The organism is Streptomyces sp. NPDC003042, assembly GCF_053591315.1.
Map to the genome: position 1 here is coordinate 18,493 of NZ_JBSFTP010000074.1, position 19,595 is coordinate 38,087.

Below are 19,595 nucleotides of genomic sequence, written 5' to 3' on the forward strand. Positions count from 1 at the left end.
ACGGCCCATCAGGCCCATCAGGCCCACCAGGCCCTCACCGCTCCTCCAGCGCGCGGTCCCCGCGGCGGCACCCCGCCGCGGGGACTCGTCCGCCCGGAGCCCCCGGAGCGACAATGGCCGCATGCCCGAAGGAGACAGCGTCCACCTGGCCGCGGCCCGCCTCCACACCGCTCTCGCCGGCAAGCCCCTGACCCGCAGCGATCTGCGCGTCCCGCGCTTCGCCACCGCCGACCTCACCGGCCGCACCACCCTCGACGTCACCGCGCGCGGCAAGCACCTCCTCGCCCGCCTCGAAGGCGGCCTCACCCTCCACAGCCACCTCCGCATGGACGGCGCCTGGTACGTCTTCGCCCCGGGCGAGCGGTGGCGCGGCGGCCCGGCCCACGAGATCCGGGCCGTCCTCGCCACGGCCGACGCCACCGCCGTCGGCTACCGCCTCCCCGTCCTGGAACTGATCCGCACCGCCGACGAGGGCAAGGCCGTGGGGCATCTCGGCCCCGACGTGCTGGGCCCCGACTGGGACCCCGCGCGGGCCGCCGCGAACCTCCTCGCCTCCCCCGACCGCCCGCTCGGCGAGGCCCTGCTCGACCAGCGCAACCTGGCGGGCATCGGCAACATCTACAAGGCCGAGCTCTGTTTCCTCGCCCAGGCCACCCCCTGGACCCCGGTCGGCACGCTCCCCGACCCGCAATCTCTGCTGCCCCGCATCGCCGCGGCCGCCCACCGCCTCCTGGCCGCCAACCTCACGAACGAGGGTCGGCGCAACACCACCGGCAGCCGGCGCCGCGGCCAGGAGCTCTACGTCTACGGCCGCACCCACCGCCCCTGCCTGCGCTGCGGCACCCCCGTCCGCGAGGCCCCGCAGGACGACCGCCCCACCTACTGGTGCCCGCGCTGCCAATCCGGGCCCACCCCGAACAATTGACGGACCGTCAGATCGCTCGTACGGTCCCCGCATGCCCTCACCCAGCACCCCGTACGACCTCACCGGCCGCACCGCGCTCATCACCGGAGCCGCCAGCGGCATCGGCCGCGCCACCGCCGTGCTCCTCGCCCGGGCCGGCGCGGCCGTGCACTGCGCGGACCGCGACGAGCGGGGCCTCGCCGAGACGGCCGCCCTGATCACCAAGGCCGGCGGCGCCGCCACCGCCCACCCCCTCGACGTCACCGACCGCGCCGCCCTCCGGGCCGCCGTCGCGGCGGCCGGCCCGCTCGACATCACCGCCGCCATCGCCGGGGTCATGCACACCAGCAGCGTCCTGGAGACCACCGACGAGGACCTCGACCGGATCCTGGACGTCAACTTCAAGGGAGTCCTGCGCACCTGCCAGGAGGCCGTCCGCGCCATGATCGCCGCGGGCCGGCCCGGTTCGGTCGTCACCATGGCCTCCGGCGCCGTGGACGCCGCCCAGCCCGGCCTGCTCTGCTACAGCGCCGCCAAGGCCGCCGTGGTGCAGCTGACCAAGACCCTCGCCACCGAGAGCGGCCCGCACGGCATCCGCGTCAACGCCGTCGCCCCGGGCTGGATCCGCACCCCCATGACCGGCCGGCACAGCCCCGAGGTCCTGGAGCGGACGGAGGCGCTGATGATCCGGATGTCTCCGCTGCGCCGGGTCGGCGAGCCGGAGGACATCGCCCAGGCGGTGCTCTACCTGGCCTCCGACGCCTCGTCCTTCATGACCGGCCAGATCCTTCGCCCGAACGGTGGAGTGTCGATGCCCTGGTGACGGCCTCCCCCGAAGCCCCCGCACCCCGCGAAGCCCGCCGTACGGGCCCCCGACGCGTGCAGTGCACCGGCAGCAGCCCCAGCCCCCAGCCGCCCACCGCCACGGCACCCTCCACGGGCCCGGACACCTCCGGCGCCAGCACGAGCCGCAGGACGGCCCCCCACCACAGCAGGCCCCCCACCAGCGCGAGGACCATCCACGACATCGGTATGCGTATGCGTGACAACCGCCGCACGGCCACCTCCCAGCGGGCCGGTTCCCGCACGGGCCCATCCTCCCGCACCACCCCGGCCCCCGCACCCAGAACACCTGGTAAGCAAGGAGCCCCGGCCGGCGCATCACGCACCACCCGGGGCTCCCACCACACTCACATGCTCAAAGACACGCTCAAGCGGCTACGACGTTCACCGCTTCCACGGGCGCCTTGATGGTCACCCGCTCCGGTCCACCCGTGACCGAGGCCACGGAGACGGAATTGAGCATCGGGCGCACCGGTGCCGGCACCGGTTCGCTTGCCGCGGCCGACTGCGCGAGCTCGGCCAGCGACAGTTCGTCACTGACCTCACGCATCAGCTCGGACATCCGTACGTCCAACGCGTCGCAGATCGCGGACAGCAGCTCGGAGGATGCCTCCTTCTGCCCCCGCTCCACCTCGGAGAGATAGCCGAGCGAAACTCGGGCGGACGAGGAGACTTCGCGCAGAGTACGGCCCTGGCGCTGGCGCTGCCGACGCAGCACGTCACCCAGCAGGCGACGGAGCAGAATCATCGGTGGCTCCCTCCTCTGACCGTGTAGCCGTAACCTTCACGCCCCACCGTACCGCCTCGCGCCGCGGCCGTGCGGGGAGCGATGTCGTGTTCACTCAGGGCTGCAAACATCAAATCCCCCCGTTCTGTTCCGTATCCTGCCCCCGCAGATTCTCGCGGAGTTCGCTCGAGAGAAGTTCGAGCACTGTCCGTGCGCTCTCCCTACGGATTTCCGTACGGGAGCCGTTCAACCGCAGCTGGGCCGTTTTCCTGCCCGCGGGGCCCGCCACGGCGACGAAAACCGTGCCCACCGGCTGCCCGTCCTGGGGATCCGGGCCGGCCACGCCGGTCGTCGCGATCCCCCACGAGGCGCCCATCACCCGCCGCACCCCGGCGGCCATCTCCAGCGCGACCTGCGCGTTCACCGCGCCTTCGGCGGCGAGCAGCTCCGCGTCCACCCCGAGGACCGCGTGCTTCACCTCGGTGGCGTACGCCGTGACCGAGCCGCGGAAGGAGCGTGAGGCGCCCGGCACGGCCGTCAGCTCGGCAGCGACCATCCCCCCGGTCAGCGACTCGGCGACAGCCAGCGTCTGGTCACTCTCCGCGAGCAGACGCAGTACGTTCCCAGCCACCTCTGCCGCACCGTCCGCCGCACCCACGGCCTCCGGCGCATCCCCCGCCCCGTATGTCACCTCTCGGCCCGCTCCGCGGCCAGCCCCGCCCGCCGCAGCACGACGGCCTGGCGGATGTAGTCCAAACCGGTGACGACCGTCAGCACGACGGCGACCGCCATCACCCAGAACCGCAGGCTGGCCAGCGGCCCGGTCAGCGCGAGCACGTACATGCCCACCGCCGTGCCCTGCGCCAGCGTCTTCAGCTTGCCGCCCCGGCTGGCGGGGATCACCCCGTACCGGATGACCCAGAAGCGCATCAGCGTGATCCCGAGTTCCCGCCCCAGGATCACCCCGGTCACCCACCAGGGCAGTTCACCGAGCCAGGAGAGACAGATGAGCGCCGACCCCATGATCGCCTTGTCGGCGATGGGGTCGGCGATCTTCCCGAAGTCGGTGACGAGGTTGTACGTCCGGGCCAGGTGCCCGTCGAAGATGTCCGTGATCATGGCGACCGCGAAGGCCGCCCACGCCAGCGCCCGCCAGGCCGGGTCGTACCCGCCCTCGGCGAGCAGCAGCAGGACGAAGCCCGGCACGAGTACGAGCCGGATCATCGTCAGGATGTTGGCGATGTTCCACAGGCCGGCCTGGTCGACCGCCGCAGTCCCGAGCTTCGCGCCGGGCGCGGGCCGGCGGCCGGTCCCGCCCGCCGCTGATGCCGGGACTCCGGTCATCCGGCCGCCTCCTCAAGATCCATGCCCAGGGGCTCGGCCACCAGGTCCACGCCCAGCGTGCCGACCACCTTTGCCGTGACGATACGCCCGGGGACCAGGCCCGTGCTGTCCGTGAAGACGACCTGGCCGTCGGTCTCGGGCGCCTGGTGCGCGGCGCGCCCGTAGGCACCCTCGCCGTCCGCGTCGACCGTTTCCACGGTCTCGACGAGCACCTCCAGCGTCTCTCCGATCCGCTCCTCCGCGCGCTGCGAGGTGAGCTCCTCGGCGAGGCGCTGCATGTGCGCGAGCCGCTCGGCGATGGTGTCCGCGTCCAGCTTGTGGTCGTACGTGGCGGCCTCGGTGCCGTCCTCGTCCGAGTAGCCGAAGACGCCGATGGCGTCGAGCCGCGCGTGGGTGAGGAAACGCTCCAGCTCGGCGAAGTCCGACTCCTTCTCACCGGGGAAGCCGACGATGAAGTTGGACCGGACGCCGGCCTGCGGGGCCTTGCCGCGGATGGTGTCCAGCAGCTCCAGGAAGCGGTCGGTGTCTCCGAAGCGGCGCATGGAGCGCAGCACGTCGGGAGCCGAGTGCTGGAAGGACAGGTCGAAGTACGGGACGACCTTGGGGGTCGAGGTGAGTACGTCGATCAGCCCGGGCCGCATCTCGGCGGGCTGGAGGTAGCTGACGCGGACGCGCTCGATGCCGTCGACCGCGGCCAGCTCGGGCAGCAGGGTCTCCAGCAGCCGGATGTCGCCGAGGTCCTTGCCGTACGAGGTGTTGTTCTCGGAGACCAGCATGACCTCCTTGACGCCCTGCTCGGCGAGCCAGCGCGTCTCGCCCAGCACGTCGCTGGGGCGGCGGGAGATGAAGGACCCGCGGAAGGACGGGATGGCGCAGAAGGAGCAGCGGCGGTCGCAGCCGGAGGCGAGCTTGACCGAGGCGACGGGGCTCTTGTCCAGACGGCGGCGCAGCGGCGCGCGCGGCCCGGAGGCGGGCGCGAGTCCGTCGGGCAGGTCCGCGGGGGCTTCGGCGACAGGCTCCTGGGCGTGGCCCGGGAGCGCGACCTCGGCGTCCTGGCGCGCCGCCGGGCTGATCGGCAGCAGCTTGCGCCGGTCGCGCGGGGTGTGGGAGGCGTGGACGCCGCCGTTGAGGATGGTCTGGAGTCGGTCGGAGATGTCGGCGTAGTCGTCGAAGCCGAGCACACCGTCGGCTTCGGGGAGCGCTTCGGCGAGTTCCTTGCCGTAGCGCTCGGCCATGCAGCCGACGGCGACGACGGCCTGGGTCCGGCCATGATCCTTCAGATCATTGGCTTCCAGCAGGGCGTCCACGGAGTCTTTTTTGGCGGCTTCGACGAAGCCGCAGGTGTTGACGACGGCTACGTCCGCGTCGGCGGCGTCCTGGACGAGCTCCCAGCCATCCGCCGCCAAGCGGCCTGCGAGCTCCTCCGAGTCCACCTCGTTACGGGCGCAGCCAAGAGTGACAAGGGCGACGGTACGGCGTTCGGGCATGGACTCAAGACTACTTCGTCCCGGCGCCGCCACCCGCCCCGCGTCCGGGGACAGCAAGATCCCCGGGACCGGCGGCAGGTGCCGCACAGCGTCCCGGGGATCTGGAATCTGCTGTTCCGTGCTGGTCAGCCCGCCTGGGGCCGATCCTGGGACGGATCGTCCTTGGTGTAGGTGAGGCGTTCCACCTGACCGGGCTCGAAGCGGTCCTTGATCTCCTTGCCGTTCACGAACAGGTTGACGGCCCCGGCGTCGCCGAGCACGAGGTCGATGGACTCCTTGTCGGTGAAGGTCTTCGACTCGCCCTGCGCGAGGGTTCCGTCGAACAGCAGTCGCCCGCTGTGATCCTTCGCGGAGATCCAGCTTTCGCCTTCGCTGGCCGTCAGGACCACGGTGACGAGGTCCTTGGGAGCCGCCGCGATGGCGCTGTCCGATGGCTCCGGCTTGGGCGGCTGCGGGCTCTGGGGCTGTGCGGCCGGCTTCCCGGAGGGCTGCTTGGGCGCGGCCTGCGGGGAGGCCGAACCTTCCGCCACCGGCCGCTTGGTCCCGTCGCCGCCGCTGAAGGCGGTGAAGCCGACGAAGCCGATCACGGCGACGATGGCGGCGACCATGGCGGCGGTCCAGTTGGGCCGCTGCCGTTCGGGACGGAGTCGCTCGGCTTCGAACATCGGCGCGGCGGGGGTGGGTGCCGGCCGGCCGCCGTGGGCCGCGTCGTAGCTCTCGACCAGGGGTACCGGATCGAGGTGCACGGCGCGGGCGAGCGTACGGATGTGACCGCGGGCGTAAACGTCGCCGCCGCAGCGCGTGAAGTCGTCCTCTTCGATCGCGTGCACGATCGGGATGCGCACGCGGGTGGTGGAACTGACCTCGTCGACAGTCAGCCCGGCAGTGATCCGGGCCTTCTTGAGGGCCGTCCCGATGGACGGTTCTTCGACGGAACGTTCGACGATGCGGTCCTCGGACCGGTCGTCGGCCGAAGGCCGCTCTTTTTCGGGGGGTTTGGAGTTGCCGATGGACACGAGGGCGCCTTTCGAGCGTGTAGCCACCTGCTGGATGTCCAGTCTAGGGGGGTGACGAAAGGGTGGGGCAACCGGAGGGTCCCCTTCCTACGCCATCCGATGGCATAGGAAGGGCCGCCGTTGTCTCCCTCAACTTGACGCACGGCCAAGGGAAACGGTTGCCCGCCGATCCCATACGGTCGGGTGAGCCGGACGGACTCCCGTTCTACGGCTGGTCCTCACCGCGGATGACGGCGAGCACCCCGTCCACTTCGTCCGGCTTGACCAGCACGTCGCGCGCCTTCGAACCTTCGCTCGGACCGACGATGCCCCGGGACTCCATCAGGTCCATGAGCCGGCCGGCCTTCGCGAAGCCCACGCGCAGCTTGCGCTGGAGCATCGAGGTCGACCCGAACTGGGTGGAGACCACCAGCTCCGCCGCCTGGCACAGCAGGTCCAGGTCGTCGCCGATCTCCTCGTCGATCTCCTTCTTCTGCTTCTGCCCGACCGTGACGTCGTCCCGGAAGACCGGCGCCATCTGGTCCTTGCAGTGCTGGACGATCCGGGCGATCTCGTCCTCGGTGACGAAGGCGCCCTGGAGGCGGACCGGCTTGTTCGCGCCCATCGGCAGGAACAGTCCGTCACCCTTGCCGATCAGCTTCTCGGCGCCCGGCTGGTCCAGGATGACCCGGCTGTCGGCGAGCGAGGAGGTGGCGAAGGCGAGGCGTGAGGGCACGTTCGCCTTGATCAGGCCGGTGACCACGTCCACCGAGGGCCGCTGCGTGGCGAGCACCAGGTGGATGCCGGCGGCTCGCGCCAGCTGGGTGATGCGGACGATCGAGTCCTCGACGTCACGAGGGGCCACCATCATCAGGTCGGCGAGCTCGTCGACGATCACCAGCAGGTACGGGTACGGGCTGAGCTCGCGCTCGCTGCCCGGCGGCAGCTTGATCTTGCCCTCGCGGATCGCCTGGTTGAAGTCGTCGATGTGCCGGTAGCCGAAGGCGGCGAGGTCGTCGTAGCGCAGGTCCATCTCGCGCACGACCCACTGGAGCGCCTCGGCGGCCCGCTTGGGATTGGTGATGATGGGCGTGATCAGGTGCGGGATGCCCTCGTACGCGGTGAGCTCGACCCGCTTGGGGTCGACGAGCACCATCCGGACGTCCTCCGGGGTGGCCCGGACCATGACCGAGGTGATCAGGCAGTTGATGCAGGAGGACTTGCCGGAACCGGTGGCACCGGCGACCAGTACGTGCGGCATCTTGGCGAGGTTGGCCATCTCGTAGCCGCCCTCGACGTTCTTGCCGAGCGCGACCAGCATCGGATGGTCGTCCTCGGCCGCGTCCGCCAGGCGCAGGACGTCGCCCAGGTTGACCATCTCGCGGTCGGAGTTCGGGATCTCGATGCCGACCGCCGACTTGCCGGGGATCGGGCTGATGATCCGCACGTCCGGTGAGGCCACGGCGTACGCGATGTTCTTCGCCAGCGCCGTGATCCGCTCGACCTTCACCGCCGCGCCGAGGGTCACCTCGTACCGGGTGACCGTCGGGCCCCGAGTGAAGCCGGTGACCTGCGCGTCGACCTTGAACTCGGTGAACACGTTCGTCAGCGAGGCGACCACCGCGTCGTTGGCGGCGCTGCGGGTCTTGCCGGGGCCGCCGCGCTCCAGCAGGTCCAGCGAGGGAAGGGCGTACGTGATGTCCCCGCGCAGCTGGAGCTGCTCGGCGCGCGGCGGCAGCGGCTGGGTCCGCGGCGGGGCCTTCGTCAGGTCCGGCACCGACAGGGTCCCGGAGGCCGCGGCGGTGCGCTCGTGCGGCGGGCCCGCGGCGGCGGGCGGCACCGGGTTGACGGGGCCGGCCGGCGCGGGGGGCCGCTCCTCACGGGCGGGCGGTACGGGGGCGGTGGCCTCCACGCCCCCGGGCTCGGCGGAGATGCCCTGCGTGAGGTCGGCGACCAGCGGGGACGGGGGCATCCCGCCGTAGACCACGCCGTCCAGCGCGGCGGCGGCCGCCGCGGCCACGTCGACCGGGTCCATCTCCCGCCGGCCGGGACGGGCGGAGGTCCGCCCCGGCCGGCGCCGCCGGGCGAGGGCCGCCTCCTCGGCGGCGTCCACCGGATCGCCCTGCTCGTCGGCGCCGGCGGCCGCGCGGGCCCGCCACCGCTCGGCGTCATGCCGGCCCTGCCGCCCCGGCCGGCCCGTGCCTTCGGCCTCCTCGTACTGCTCGTCGTACTCGTCGTACTCTCCCCCAGACTCCGTCCGGGGGTACCCCCGGGGCGCGATGATCCCGAGCCGGATGCCGAGCCGCCGCAGCCGCTGCGGGATCGCGTTGACCGGTGTCGCGGTGACCACCAGCAGCCCGAAGACCGTGAGCAGCACCAGCATGGGCACGGCCAGTGGCGCGCCCATGGTGAAGATGAGCGGCTTGGAGGCACCCCAGCCGATGAGCCCGCCCGCGTTCTGCATCGCGGTGGTGCCCTCGTCGCGGCCGGGCGCCCCGCAGGCGATGTGCACGAGCCCGAGGACCCCGATGACGAGGGCGGACAGGCCGACGCCGATGCGCCCGTTGGCGTCGGTCTGCTCGGGATGCCGGATGAGACGTACGGCCATGACCCCGAACAGGATCGGCACGAGCAGGTCGAGGCGCCCGAAGGCACCGGTGACCAGCATGGTGACCAGGTCTCCGACGGGTCCGCTCAGGTTCGACCAGGTTCCCGCGGCGACGATCAGCGCCAGGGCGAGGAGCAGCAGCGCGACGCCGTCCTTGCGGTGGGCCGGGTCGAGGTTCTTGGCACCTCGGCCGACCCCGCGGAAGATCGCGCCGATCGCGTGGGCGAGCCCGAGCCAGCAGGCGCGCACCAGGCGCAGCACGCCCCCGGTCGGGGACGGCGCGGGCTTGGCGGCGACCTTCTTGACCGCGCCGCGCTTGGGCGCCGCGGCCTTCGCGGCGGGAGCCTTGCGCGCGGGCGCCGCCTTCTTGGCCGGCGCCGTCGTACGGCCGGTGCGGCCCTTCGCGGTGCTCGGGGAACCCTTGCCGGACGTACGTGAGGCCATGCGCCCGAGATTACCGGTGCGCACGCCGGTGGACACGCGTGCCCACCCCTTCACCCGTTCGTGTCGCCCGGTCCGTACGCGCTTTGACGCCCTGCCAGACCTGACGCCCCGACAGCGGCCGGGGCGTCAGGGGCGGCGTCGGCCACGACGCCGCGGCTCAGCCCTGTATGGGAACCACCGGCGCTCCGCCGCCGGTCCCCGGCTCCAGCGCGTCGAGCGCCCGCCGCAGTCCGGTCAGCTTGCGCTCCAGATGGGCGGCGGTGGCCACGACCGCGCCATCGGCCGAGTCCTCGCCGAGCTGCTTGGTCAGGGCCTCCGCCTGCTCCTCGACCGCCGCGAGCCGCGCGGAGAGCTCGGCCAGCAGGCCGGCGGTCTCCTTGCTGCCGTCCACGCCGTTCGAGCCGCCGCCCTCCAGCTGGAGCCGCAGCAGCGCCGCCTGCTCCCGCAATTGGCAGTTCTTGGTGTAGAGCTCCACGAACACCGAGACCTTGGCGCGCAGCACCCACGGGTCGAACGGCTTCGAGATGTAGTCCACCGCGCCCGCCGCGTAGCCGCGGAAGGTGTGGTGCGGACCGTGGTTGATCGCGGTGAGGAAGATGATCGGGATGTCACGGGTCCGCTCGCGCCGCTTGATGTGCGCGGCGGTCTCGAATCCGTCCATGCCCGGCATCTGGACATCCAGCAGGATGACCGCGAAATCGTCCGTCAGCAGCGCCTTGAGCGCTTCCTCCCCCGACGACGCCCGGACCAGTGTCTGATCGAGCGCGGAGAGGATGGCCTCCAGCGCCAGCAGATTCTCCGGCCGGTCGTCGACCAGGAGGATCTTGGCCTTCTGCACCATGCCCTGTCCTCCTCGCCCCGGCATGGGGCCTCCCCGGCTCCTGACTCCGGCCGGTCCGCCGGACCCCACCCCAGAGAACGGCATCCTTGAGCCGTCCGTCCTTGTGCCGGTCATCGTAGCCCCAGTCCCGAGATCGCCACACCCTGTCACCAAGATGTCACTGTGCACGAAGCGGAAACGTGACGGAAGGGCAGAAGGTTCCCGCTGTGCCCTTCCGTCATCGCCCGATCACTCGCCGATCAGTGATCACTCTCCCCGCATGTGCTGTTCCATGACCGACAGCAGGTAGTCGGGCTCGACGGGCTTGGTGACGTAGTCGGACGCCCCGGAGTCGATGGCCTTCTCCCGGTCGCCCTTCATCGCCTTCGCCGTCAGCGCGATGATCGGCAGCCCCGCGAACTGCGGCATCCGCCGGATCGCCGAGGTCGTCGCGTACCCGTCCATCTCCGGCATCATGATGTCCATCAGCACCACCGCCACATCGTCGTGCTGCTCCAGGACCTCGATGCCCTCCCGCCCGTTCTCGGCGTAGAGCACCGCCAGCCCGTGCTGCTCCAGCACGCTGGTGAGGGCGAAGACGTTGCGTACGTCGTCGTCCACGATCAGCACCCGCTCGCCGTGGAAGTCGTACGTCCGCGGCGGCGCCGGCAGCGGCTCCTCCACGTCCCACGCTCCGGCGTCCGGCTGCCCCGGCACCTCGCCGCGCGGCACGGACTCCGTCAGCGGCTTGCGGCGCCTGCGGAACAGCGCCGACGAACCCTGCCCGGCCGGCTCCGCCACCGGCAGCGCGGACCGCAGCTGCGCCGCGGCCCTGGAGACGGGGGACGCGGCCGTCGGCGAGAGCGCCGCCTGCGCGGGCCGCTCCTCGACCGGCCTGCGGTACTCGCCGCGCGCGCCACCGGGCGTGGGCGGCGCGTACCCCTGGGGCGGCAGCTCGCTCGGGTGCAACGGCAGGTACAGCGTGAAGGTGGACCCGCGTCCCGGCTCGCTCGCCGCGTGGATCTCGCCGCCCAGCAGCCGGGCGATCTCCCGGCTGATGGACAGCCCGAGCCCGGTTCCGCCGTACTTGCGGCTGGTGGTGCCGTCCGCCTGCTTGAACGCCTCGAAGATCACCAGCATCTTGCTCGCCGCGATCCCGATCCCGGTGTCGGTCACCGAGAAGGCGATCAGGTCGGCGTCGGGCTCGCGCAGCGACCCCGCCTCCAGCAGCTGCTCCCGGATCGCCTGCGGCACATCGCCGCCGGCCGGCCGGATCACCAGCTCCACCGCCCCGTTGTCGGTGAACTTCACCGCGTTCGACAGCAGGTTGCGCAGCACCTGGAGGAGGCGCTGCTCGTCGGTGTGCAGGGTCGCCGGCAGCTCCGGGGAGACCCGTACCGAGAAGTCCAGGCCCTTCTCCGCGGTCAGCGGCCGGAAGGTGGCCTCCACGTAGTCCACGAGCTGGACCAGCGCGATCCGGGTCGGGGAGACGTCCATCTTCCCGGCCTCGACCTTCGACAGGTCGAGGATGTCGTTGATCAGCTGCAACAGGTCCGAGCCGGCGCCGTGGATGGTCTCGGCGAACTCCACCTGCTTCGGCGAGAGGTTCTCGTCCGCGTTGTCCGCGAGGAGCTTGGCCAGGATCAGCAGCGAGTTGAGCGGCGTCCGCAGCTCGTGCGACATGTTCGCGAGGAACTCGCTCTTGTACCGCATCGAGACCGCGAGCTGCTCGGCGCGCTCCTCCAGGACCTGCCGGGCCTCCTCGATCTCGGTGTTCTTCACCTCGATGTCCCGGTTCTGCTGGGCCAGCAGCTCGGCCTTCTCCTCCAGCTCCGCGTTCGCGGCCTGGAGCGCCTTCTGCCGGTTCTCCAGCTCGTCGGAACGCTCGCGCAGTTGCTCGGTCATCTCCTGCGACTGCTTGAGCAGCATCTCCGTCTTGGAGTTGACGGAAATCGTGTTGACGCTCGTACCGATCATCTCCGCGATCTGGCTGAGGAAGTCCTTCTGGATCTGCGTGAAGGGGGTGAAGGAGGCCAGCTCGATGACGCCGAGCACCTTCCCCTCGAACAGCACCGGCAGCACGATCACATGCGCCGGCGGTGCCTCGCCGAGCCCCGAGGAGATCTTGAGGTAGCCGGGCGGGGTGTTCTCGACCAGGATCGTCCGCTTCTCCTCGGCGACCGTCCCGATCAGCCCCTCCCCGGGCCGGAAGGAGATGGGCATCGAGCCGCCCGCGTACGCGTAACTGCCGCGCATCCGCAGCTCGTACGAGCCCTCCGCGCCCCCGTCCGCCCCGATCTCGGTGCTCCCCCCGGTCGGCAGCGCCAGGAAGAAGGCACCGTGCTGGGCGGAGACCACCGGGGTCAGCTCGCTCATGATCAGCGAGGCCACGTCGTCCAGCTCCCGGCGGCCCTGCATGAGGGCCGAGATGCGGGCGAGGTTGCCCTTGAGCCAGTCCTGCTCCTTGTTGGCCAAGGTGGTGTCGCGCAGGTTCACGATCATCGTGTTGATGTTGTCCTGGAGGACCTGGATCTCGCCCGCCGCGTCCACGTCGACCTTCAGGCTCAGGTCGCCGCGGGTCACCGCGGTGGCCACCGCGGCGATGGCGCGCACCTGCCGGGTGAGGTTCCCGGCCATTTCGTTCACGGACTCGGTCAGGTCGCGCCAGGTGCCGTCGACGTCCCGGACGCGGGCCTGGCCGCCGAGGATGCCTTCGGTGCCCACCTCGCGGGCCACCCGCGTCACCTGGTCGGCGAAGGAGGACAGCTGGTCGACCATCGTGTTGATGGTGGTCTTGAGCTCCAGGATCTCGCCGCGCGCGTCGATGTCGATCTTCTTGGTCATGTCGCCCTTGGCGATGGCGGTCGTGACCATGGCGATCTGCCGCACCTGGCCGGTGAGGTTGGAGGCCATGAAGTTCACCGAGTCGGTGAGGTCCTTCCACGTCCCCGAGACGCCCGGCACGTGCGCCTGACCGCCCAGGCGGCCCTCCGTACCCACCTCACGGGCCACGCGCGTGACCTCGTCGGCGAAGGAGGACAGGGTCTTCACCATCGTGTTGACGGTGTCGGCGAGCTGCGCGACCTCGCCGCGCGCCTCGACGGTGACCTTCTTCGTCAGGTCGCCGTTGGCGACCGCCGCCGAGACCTGCGAGATGTTGCGCACCTGGGAGGTCAGGTTGTTCGCCATCAGGTTGACGTTGTCGGTCAGGTCCTTCCAGATGCCGGTGACCCCGCGCACCCGGGCCTGACCGCCGAGGATGCCCTCGGAGCCCACCTCGCGGGCCACCCGCGTCACCTGCTCCGCGAAGGAGGACAGCTGGTCGACCATGGTGTTCACGGTCGTCACCAGCTCCAGGATCTCGCCCTTGGCGTCGACCGTGATCTTCTTGGAGAGGTCGCCCATGGCGACCGCCGTGGTCACCTCGGCGATGTTGCGCACCTGCGAGGTCAGGTTGTTCGCCATGAAGTTGACGGACTGGGTCAGGTCCTTCCAGGTGCCGGAGACACCCTTGACCTCCGCCTGGCCGCCGAGGATGCCCTCGGTGCCCACCTCGCGGGCCACCCGCGTCACCTGCTCCGCGAAGTTCGAGAGCTGGTCGACCATGGTGTTGAGGGTGTTCTTCAGCTCCAGGATCTCGCCCCGGGCGTCCACGTCGATCTTCTGCGACAGATCACCGCGCGCCACCGCCGTCGCGACCTGCGCGATGTTGCGCACCTGGGACGTCAGGTTTCCGGCCATACCGTTCACGGAATCGGTCAGATCACGCCACACTCCGGCCACCCCGGGCACCTGCGCCTGACCGCCGAGCCTGCCGTCCGTGCCCACCTCACGGGCCACCCGCGTCACCTGCTCCGCGAAGGCCGACAGCTGGTCGACCATCGTGTTGATGGTGTTCTTCAGCTCCAGGATCTCGCCCCGGGCGTCCACGTCGATCTTCTGCGACAGATCACCGCGCGCCACCGCCGTCGTCACCTGGGCGATCTGGCGCACCTGAGACGTCAGGTTCCCGGCCATGAAGTTGACCGAGTCGGTCAGCTCCTTCCACGTGCCGGAGACCCCTTCGACCCGCGCCTGACCGCCGAGCCGGCCCTCCGTACCCACGTCCCGCGCCATCCGCGTGACCTGGTCGGCGAAGGACGACAGCTGGTCCACCATCGTGTTCACGGTGTTCTTCAGCTGGAGCATCTCGCCGGAGACGTCCACGGTGACCTTCTGCGACAGGTCGCCGTTGGCCACCGCCGTCGTCACCTGCGCGATGTTGCGCACCTGCCCGGTGAGATTGCGGAAGGCGGTGTTCACCGAGTCGGTGAGGTCCTTCCACGTGCCCGCGGCCCCCGGCACCTGCGCCTGGCCGCCCAGCTCACCCTCGACGCCGACCTCACGGGCCACACGCGTCACTTCCGCACCGAAGGACTGGAGCTGGTCCACCATCGTGTTGACGGTGTTCTTCAGCTCCAGCATCTCGCCGGCCACATTGACGGTGACCTTCTGCGACAGATCGCCGTTGGCCACCGCCGTCGTCACCTGCGCGATGTCCCGCACCTGCGTGGTGAGGTTGCGGAAGACCGTGTTCACCGAGTCGGTGAGGTCCTTCCAGGTACCCGCGGCCCCCGGCACCTGCGCCTGGCCGCCCAGCAGACCCTTCGCGCCGACCTCGCTGGCCACGCGCGTGACCTCGTCCGCGAAGGTCCGCAGCGTCTCGGTCATCTGGTTGATCGTTTCGGCCAGCTGCGCCACCTCGCCGCGCGCGCTGACCCGGACCTTCTGCGACAGATCACCGTTCGCGACGGCCGTCGTGACCTGCGCGATCCCACGCACCTGGGCCGTGAGGTTCCCCGCCATGGTGTTGACGGAATCGGTCAGGTCCTTCCACACTCCGGCGACCCCGGGCACCTTCGCCTGGCCGCCCAGCTCACCCTCCGTACCCACCTCGCGCGCGACGCGCGTCACTTCGGAGGAGAAGGACGACAGCTGGTCCACCATCGTGTTCACGGTGTTCTTCAGCTGGAGCATCTCGCCGGCCACGTGCACCGTGACCTTGCGCGACAGATCGCCCTTCGCCACCGCCGTCGTGACGAGAGCGATGTCACGCACCTGGGCGGTGAGCCGGTACGCCATCGTGTTGACGGAATCGGTCAGGTCCTTCCATGAACCCGACATTCCGCGCACCTGCGCCTGGCCACCGAGCTTGCCCTCGGTACCCACCTCGAGCGCCACCCGCGTCACCTCGTCGGTGAACGCCGACAGCTGGTCGACCAGGTTGTTGACCGTACGCCCGACCTTGAGGAACTCCCCGCGCAACGGATGCCCCACCCCGTCGGCGGCCTGCGTCCGCAGGTCCATCCGCTGGTCGAGATCACCCTCGGCGACCGCCGACAGCACCCGGCCCACCTCGGACACCGGCCGGGCGAGATCGTCCACCAGCTGGTTCGAGGCGTCGATCGCCGCCGCCCAGGAACCCTCGCAGGCCCCCGTCTCCAGCCGCTCGCTCAGCTTGCCCTCGCGGCCCACCATCCGCCGGACCCGTGACAGCTCACCGGTCAGGTGGAGATTGCGGTCGGCGACCTCGTTGTAGACGGCGGCGATCTCCGCCATCACGCCGTCGCCGGACACCGTCAGCCGCTTGCGGAAATTTCCGTCCCGCATCGACACCAGGGCCGTGAGCAGCCGGTTCAGAGCTGCGGTATCGACTTCCGTCGTCCCGCCGCGCCGGGACCGTCCGCCCTTGGGCCGCGTCCCCGTACGCCGCACCGCTGCGCCAGACTCCACCGTGTCCCTCCCGAAAGGGTCGACCACTGTTCCACCGGACATCCGACCATCCAAAATCCGGCTCTCCAAGCCTGCCCAGTGTTTCACCCCGGCCGAACCCGGCCATAACACTTCGGCACCATCGCACACCGCCCGCTCCCTGCGGGTGGAATCCGGTACGACGGCATCCTGGCGACCGCGAAGGTAAGTAACCTGGCATCCGATGTCCACCGCGTCGAAGGAGACTCGTGATCACGGCACGGGCGGCTGCCAGTTTCGAACCTCAAGGGCGCTCGGTCGCCGCCGCCCGCGCGTTCGTCCGCGACACGATGCAGGGCTGGGGCTTCGCAGACATCATCGACGACGCCGTGGTCCTGACCAGCGAGCTCGTGACCAATGCCGTCGTCCACGCCGGAACCCGCGCCGAGGTCCTGTGCCTGCGCGCCGAGGAGGGCGTACGTGTGGAGGTGGCCGACCGGTACCCGGAGCGCGAGCTCCCGCTCCGGCATCCCGACGACCGCCCGTACGCCGACCCCGACCGCGAGAGCGGCCGCGGCCTGATGCTCTGCGCCGCCCTCGCCACCCGCTGGGGCGTCGAGTACACGGCCACGCACAAACACGTGTGGTTCCGCCTCGACCTCCCGGACCGGCCGGTCGGTACCCGCTCCGCGGGCCCCGTCGTCCCTGACCGGTTCCTGCCCCTGGCCGACAGCCGGGTCCGGGTCGCCGTCCTGCAGATCGACGCCGCCGACACCATCTCCGCGTGGAACGAGGACGCCGAGCACATCTTCGGCTACCCCGCCGAGAAGACCGTCGGCCGCCCGCTGTCCGAACTCGCCGCCTGGCCGCAGACCCCCGGCACCGGCACCGGCATCGCCGAGGCCCTTCGCCTGTCCCGCTGGGAGGGCAGCTACGGCATCCGCGGCGCCGACGGCCGCGTCATCCCGGTCTACGCCTCCCACCTGCGGGTCCGCGACGCCCACGGCGAGCCCTCCATCGTCTGCCTCCTCGTCCACGACGACGAGCGCGCGCTGCTCCAGACCCCCGTACGCGTCCCCGTCTCCGACGGCCAGCTCACCGAGCCCCGCCCGGACCCCTTCGAGGTCTTCATCGGCTCCCCCGCCCCCGACGACCTCGACGGCCTCCTCCAGCGAACCGTCGAACGGGCCCGCGACCTCCTCGACGCCGACGCCGCCTTCCTGCTGCTGGCCACCGACGACGAGACCGAGCTGGAGGTCCGCGCCACCACCGGCCTGCCCTCCACCCGCCAGCGCTTCGCCCGCGTCCCCGTCGAAGCCGGAACCAACCGCTACGGCTCCGCACGCATGCCCGCCGTCCACGACGACCTCGCCGCCGTCCCCGGAGCCGTACCGCTCCTCGAAGCCACCGGCATGCGCTCCGCCGTCACCGTCCCCCTCAAGGTCGAGGGCCGCCTCACCGGCTCCATCGGCGTCGCCGCCGAGAACGCGGGCCGCTACTCCAACGAAGACGCCCTGCGCCTCCAGTTCGCCGCCGACCGCATCGCCCTCGCCGTCGAGTCCGCCCGCCTCGGCGAACTGGAACGGCTGCGCCGCGGCTCCCTCTCCTTCCTCGTCGAGGCTTCCGACCTGCTCGCCGGCACGCTCGACCGGGACCAGACCCTGGCCCTCATGGCCCAGATGACCGTCCCGACCCTCGCGACCTGGTGCGCCGTCTACACCATCGCCGACCAGACCTCGGACCCGTACCTGTCGTACGTCCTGCACGAGGACGAGGAGCGCATCGACGGCCTCAAGGCCCTGCTCTCCCGGGTCAGCCCGCCCGACCCGGTCCGCGAGGCCGGCGCCCGCCCCTGGCCGGAGGCGGCCCTCGCGGTCGGCGGCGAGACGGTGGTCCTCCCCCTCCTCGCCCGCAACCGCGTGATCGGCATGATCACCCTCGGCAAGCCGAGCGGGGAGCACTTCCGCCAGGAGATCCTCGAACTGGCCGACGACCTCTCCCGCCGGGCCGCACTCGCCCTCGACAACGCCCGCCTCTACTCCGAGCGCACCGCCATCAGCCGCTCCCTCCAGCGCAGCCTCCTGCCGCCCGGCTCCCCCGCCATCCCCGGCATGGAGGTCGAGGTCATCTACCGCGCGGCCGGCGAGGGCAACGAGGTGGGCGGCGACTTCTACGACGTCTTCCCGATCCGCGAAGGCGTGTACGGCTTCGCCATCGGCGACGTCTGCGGTACGGGCCCCGAGGCCGCCGCGGTCACCGGCCTCGCCCGCCACGCCCTGCGCCTGCTGGCCCGCGAAGGCCTCGGCGGCCCGGCGGTCCTGGAGCGCCTCAACGCGGCCATCCTCGACGAGGGCGCCCGCAGCCGCTTCCTCACCCTCCTCTACGGCGAGCTCCACCCCCAGCTCGACGGCGGCGCCCTGATGAAGGTCGTCTGCGCGGGTCACCCGCTCCCGCTGCGCCTGCGCCCGGACGGCGAGGTCATCCCGGCCGCTGAACCGCAGCCGCTGCTCGGCGTGATCGAGGACCTCGAGCTCTACGAGGAGACCCTGACCCTCGACCCGGGCGACGTCCTGCTCTGCGTCACGGACGGCGTGACCGAGCGCCGCGAGGGCAGCCGCATGCTCGGCGACGACGGCCTCGCCGAGGTCCTGACGACCTGCACCGGCCTCACGGCCGGCGCGGTCGCCTCCCGCGTCCTGCGCGCGGTGGAACGCTTCGCGGCCGAACCGGCCTCGGACGACATGGCCATCCTCGCCTTCCGCGTCCCCCACCAGCGCGAGGGCGACTGACTACTGACGCCGCGTGAGCCCGATCCGGAGCACGTCCCGGACGTAGTTCTCCAGGAAACCGGGCAGCCACACCTCGGCGGCCATCTCCTCGAAGACCTTCTCCACCCGCTCGTCCACGCCCTCCGTGAGGACGACGATCCGCCAGGTGTTGGTGGGCCGGTCATCGGCGCCGGCGACCCCGTGCTGCACATGGAACAGCGGCTGGCCGGTCCCCGCGTACAGCGTGCCGCCCCGCACGTCGGTGCACTCGGCCCGGCCGAGGAAGGTCACGAGCTGCCGCTCGTGGTGGAGCGACACCTCCTCCAGGACGAGCCCGTACTCCTCGGGCCGGGTCCACAGCCTCTGCTCCGACCGGCGCACGAACGCGTCGCCGAGCTCCGCATCCCCCTGTCCCGGTACCCAGGCCGCGGCCGTGCCTTCCTTCACCACGTACGGAATGAAGGCGGCCGGGTTGCCGGCCTTCCGCACCTCCATGTCCCAGACCATGTCCCGATTGAAGGCCAGCGGCTCCTCGGTGACGTACCGCTCGGCCAGCACGCGGTTGACGTCCACCGGGGGCAGTTCCACCCGCGTGTACCGCTCGTCGTTCCAGGCACGCTCGAACTCGGCCTCGGCCGGCGTCAGCTGTGTCATCGTCTCTCCCCGTTTCGCACGACATCGCGCCTGGAAGATCATAAACGCAAAAAGGCCCCCGCCAATTGGCGGGGGCCTTTTTTGATGGAGCCCTTTAACGGAATCGAACCGTTGACCTTCTCCTTACCATGGAGACGCTCTACCGACTGAGCTAAAAGGGCGGGTTGTTCGGCGGCGTCCTACTCTCCCACAGGGTCCCCCCTGCAGTACCATCGGCGCTGAAAGGCTTAGCTTCCGGGTTCGGAATGTAACCGGGCGTTTCCCTAACGCT

Annotated in this window: 12 protein-coding genes, 1 tRNA gene and 1 rRNA gene; 3 read left to right on the forward strand and 11 right to left on the reverse strand. The window is 71.0% G+C overall.

Annotated features, from left to right (window positions below; translation table 11 throughout):
* Window positions 1-121: 121 nt before the first annotated feature.
* Window positions 122-925, forward strand: a complete 804-nt coding sequence (locus ACWDYJ_RS28550; RefSeq protein ID WP_451568470.1) for an Fpg/Nei family DNA glycosylase — start codon at window positions 122-124, stop codon at window positions 923-925.
* 31 nt (window positions 926-956) lie between these two features.
* Complete coding sequence (locus tag ACWDYJ_RS28555; protein WP_451568471.1) at window positions 957-1,727, forward strand: SDR family NAD(P)-dependent oxidoreductase; 771 nt, start codon at window positions 957-959, stop codon at window positions 1,725-1,727.
* A gap of 387 nt (window positions 1,728-2,114) precedes the next feature.
* Here the strand turns inward: ACWDYJ_RS28555 and ACWDYJ_RS28560 are convergent, their stop codons facing one another.
* The 8 genes from ACWDYJ_RS28560 to ACWDYJ_RS28595 form a co-directional block, all read right to left on the reverse strand.
* Window positions 2,115-2,495, reverse strand: coding sequence for a helix-turn-helix domain-containing protein (locus ACWDYJ_RS28560; RefSeq protein ID WP_007266936.1), 381 nt, complete (start codon window positions 2,493-2,495; stop codon window positions 2,115-2,117).
* A 109-nt stretch (window positions 2,496-2,604) separates the two neighbouring features.
* Window positions 2,605-3,105, reverse strand: a complete 501-nt coding sequence (locus tag ACWDYJ_RS28565) for a CinA family protein (protein WP_451568472.1) — start codon at window positions 3,103-3,105, stop codon at window positions 2,605-2,607.
* Between the two features lie 56 nt (window positions 3,106-3,161).
* The gene (pgsA, locus tag ACWDYJ_RS28570) at window positions 3,162-3,818 is read right to left on the reverse strand and encodes a CDP-diacylglycerol--glycerol-3-phosphate 3-phosphatidyltransferase (protein WP_451568473.1); all 657 of its coding nucleotides are present in this window, start codon (window positions 3,816-3,818) and stop codon (window positions 3,162-3,164) included.
* On the reverse strand, window positions 3,815-5,305 hold the full coding sequence (gene rimO / locus ACWDYJ_RS28575; RefSeq protein WP_451568474.1) for a 30S ribosomal protein S12 methylthiotransferase RimO: 1,491 nt from the start codon (window positions 5,303-5,305) through the stop codon (window positions 3,815-3,817). The genes pgsA and rimO overlap by 4 nt, the downstream gene beginning before the upstream one ends.
* A gap of 125 nt (window positions 5,306-5,430) precedes the next feature.
* Window positions 5,431-6,321, reverse strand: coding sequence for a helix-turn-helix domain-containing protein (locus ACWDYJ_RS28580; RefSeq protein WP_451568475.1), 891 nt, complete (start codon window positions 6,319-6,321; stop codon window positions 5,431-5,433).
* A 205-nt stretch (window positions 6,322-6,526) separates the two neighbouring features.
* Window positions 6,527-9,352, reverse strand: a complete 2,826-nt coding sequence (locus ACWDYJ_RS28585) for a DNA translocase FtsK (RefSeq protein WP_451568476.1) — start codon at window positions 9,350-9,352, stop codon at window positions 6,527-6,529.
* 157 nt (window positions 9,353-9,509) lie between these two features.
* Window positions 9,510-10,193, reverse strand: a complete 684-nt coding sequence (locus tag ACWDYJ_RS28590) for a response regulator (RefSeq protein ID WP_451568477.1) — start codon at window positions 10,191-10,193, stop codon at window positions 9,510-9,512.
* 246 nt (window positions 10,194-10,439) lie between these two features.
* A complete protein-coding gene (locus tag ACWDYJ_RS28595; RefSeq protein WP_451568478.1) occupies window positions 10,440-15,944 on the reverse strand; it encodes a HAMP domain-containing protein in 5,505 nt (1,834 codons plus the stop codon).
* A gap of 227 nt (window positions 15,945-16,171) precedes the next feature.
* Here ACWDYJ_RS28595 and ACWDYJ_RS28600 point away from each other — a divergent pair, with 227 nt between their 5' ends.
* The gene (locus ACWDYJ_RS28600) at window positions 16,172-18,691 is read left to right on the forward strand and encodes a SpoIIE family protein phosphatase (protein WP_451568479.1); all 2,520 of its coding nucleotides are present in this window, start codon (window positions 16,172-16,174) and stop codon (window positions 18,689-18,691) included.
* Here ACWDYJ_RS28600 and ACWDYJ_RS28605 read toward each other — a convergent pair whose 3' ends face one another.
* From ACWDYJ_RS28605 to rrf, 3 genes are all read right to left on the reverse strand, one after another.
* Window positions 18,692-19,324, reverse strand: a complete 633-nt coding sequence (locus ACWDYJ_RS28605) for a hypothetical protein (RefSeq protein ID WP_451568480.1) — start codon at window positions 19,322-19,324, stop codon at window positions 18,692-18,694.
* Between the two features lie 85 nt (window positions 19,325-19,409).
* A tRNA-Thr gene (locus tag ACWDYJ_RS28610) sits at window positions 19,410-19,485 on the reverse strand.
* Window positions 19,486-19,490: 5 nt separating this feature from the next.
* Window positions 19,491-19,595 (reverse strand): 5S ribosomal RNA (gene rrf / locus ACWDYJ_RS28615); the annotation flags it as partial.

Bases quoted from the DNA above. Each gene is read 5' to 3' on its own strand.
- ACWDYJ_RS28560 (WP_007266936.1), bottom strand. From the start codon at position 2,495: ATGATTCTGCTCCGTCGCCTGCTGGGTGACGTGCTGCGTCGGCAGCGC.
- ACWDYJ_RS28555 (WP_451568471.1), top strand. From the start codon at position 957: ATGCCCTCACCCAGCACCCCGTACGACCTCACCGGCCGCACCGCGCTC.
- rimO (WP_451568474.1), bottom strand. From the start codon at position 5,305: ATGCCCGAACGCCGTACCGTCGCCCTTGTCACTCTTGGCTGCGCCCGT.
- ACWDYJ_RS28605 (WP_451568480.1), bottom strand. From the start codon at position 19,324: ATGACACAGCTGACGCCGGCCGAGGCCGAGTTCGAGCGTGCCTGGAAC.
- ACWDYJ_RS28550 (WP_451568470.1), top strand. From the start codon at position 122: ATGCCCGAAGGAGACAGCGTCCACCTGGCCGCGGCCCGCCTCCACACC.
- pgsA (WP_451568473.1), bottom strand. From the start codon at position 3,818: ATGACCGGAGTCCCGGCATCAGCGGCGGGCGGGACCGGCCGCCGGCCC.
- ACWDYJ_RS28590 (WP_451568477.1), bottom strand. From the start codon at position 10,193: ATGGTGCAGAAGGCCAAGATCCTCCTGGTCGACGACCGGCCGGAGAAT.
- ACWDYJ_RS28585 (WP_451568476.1), bottom strand. From the start codon at position 9,352: ATGGCCTCACGTACGTCCGGCAAGGGTTCCCCGAGCACCGCGAAGGGC.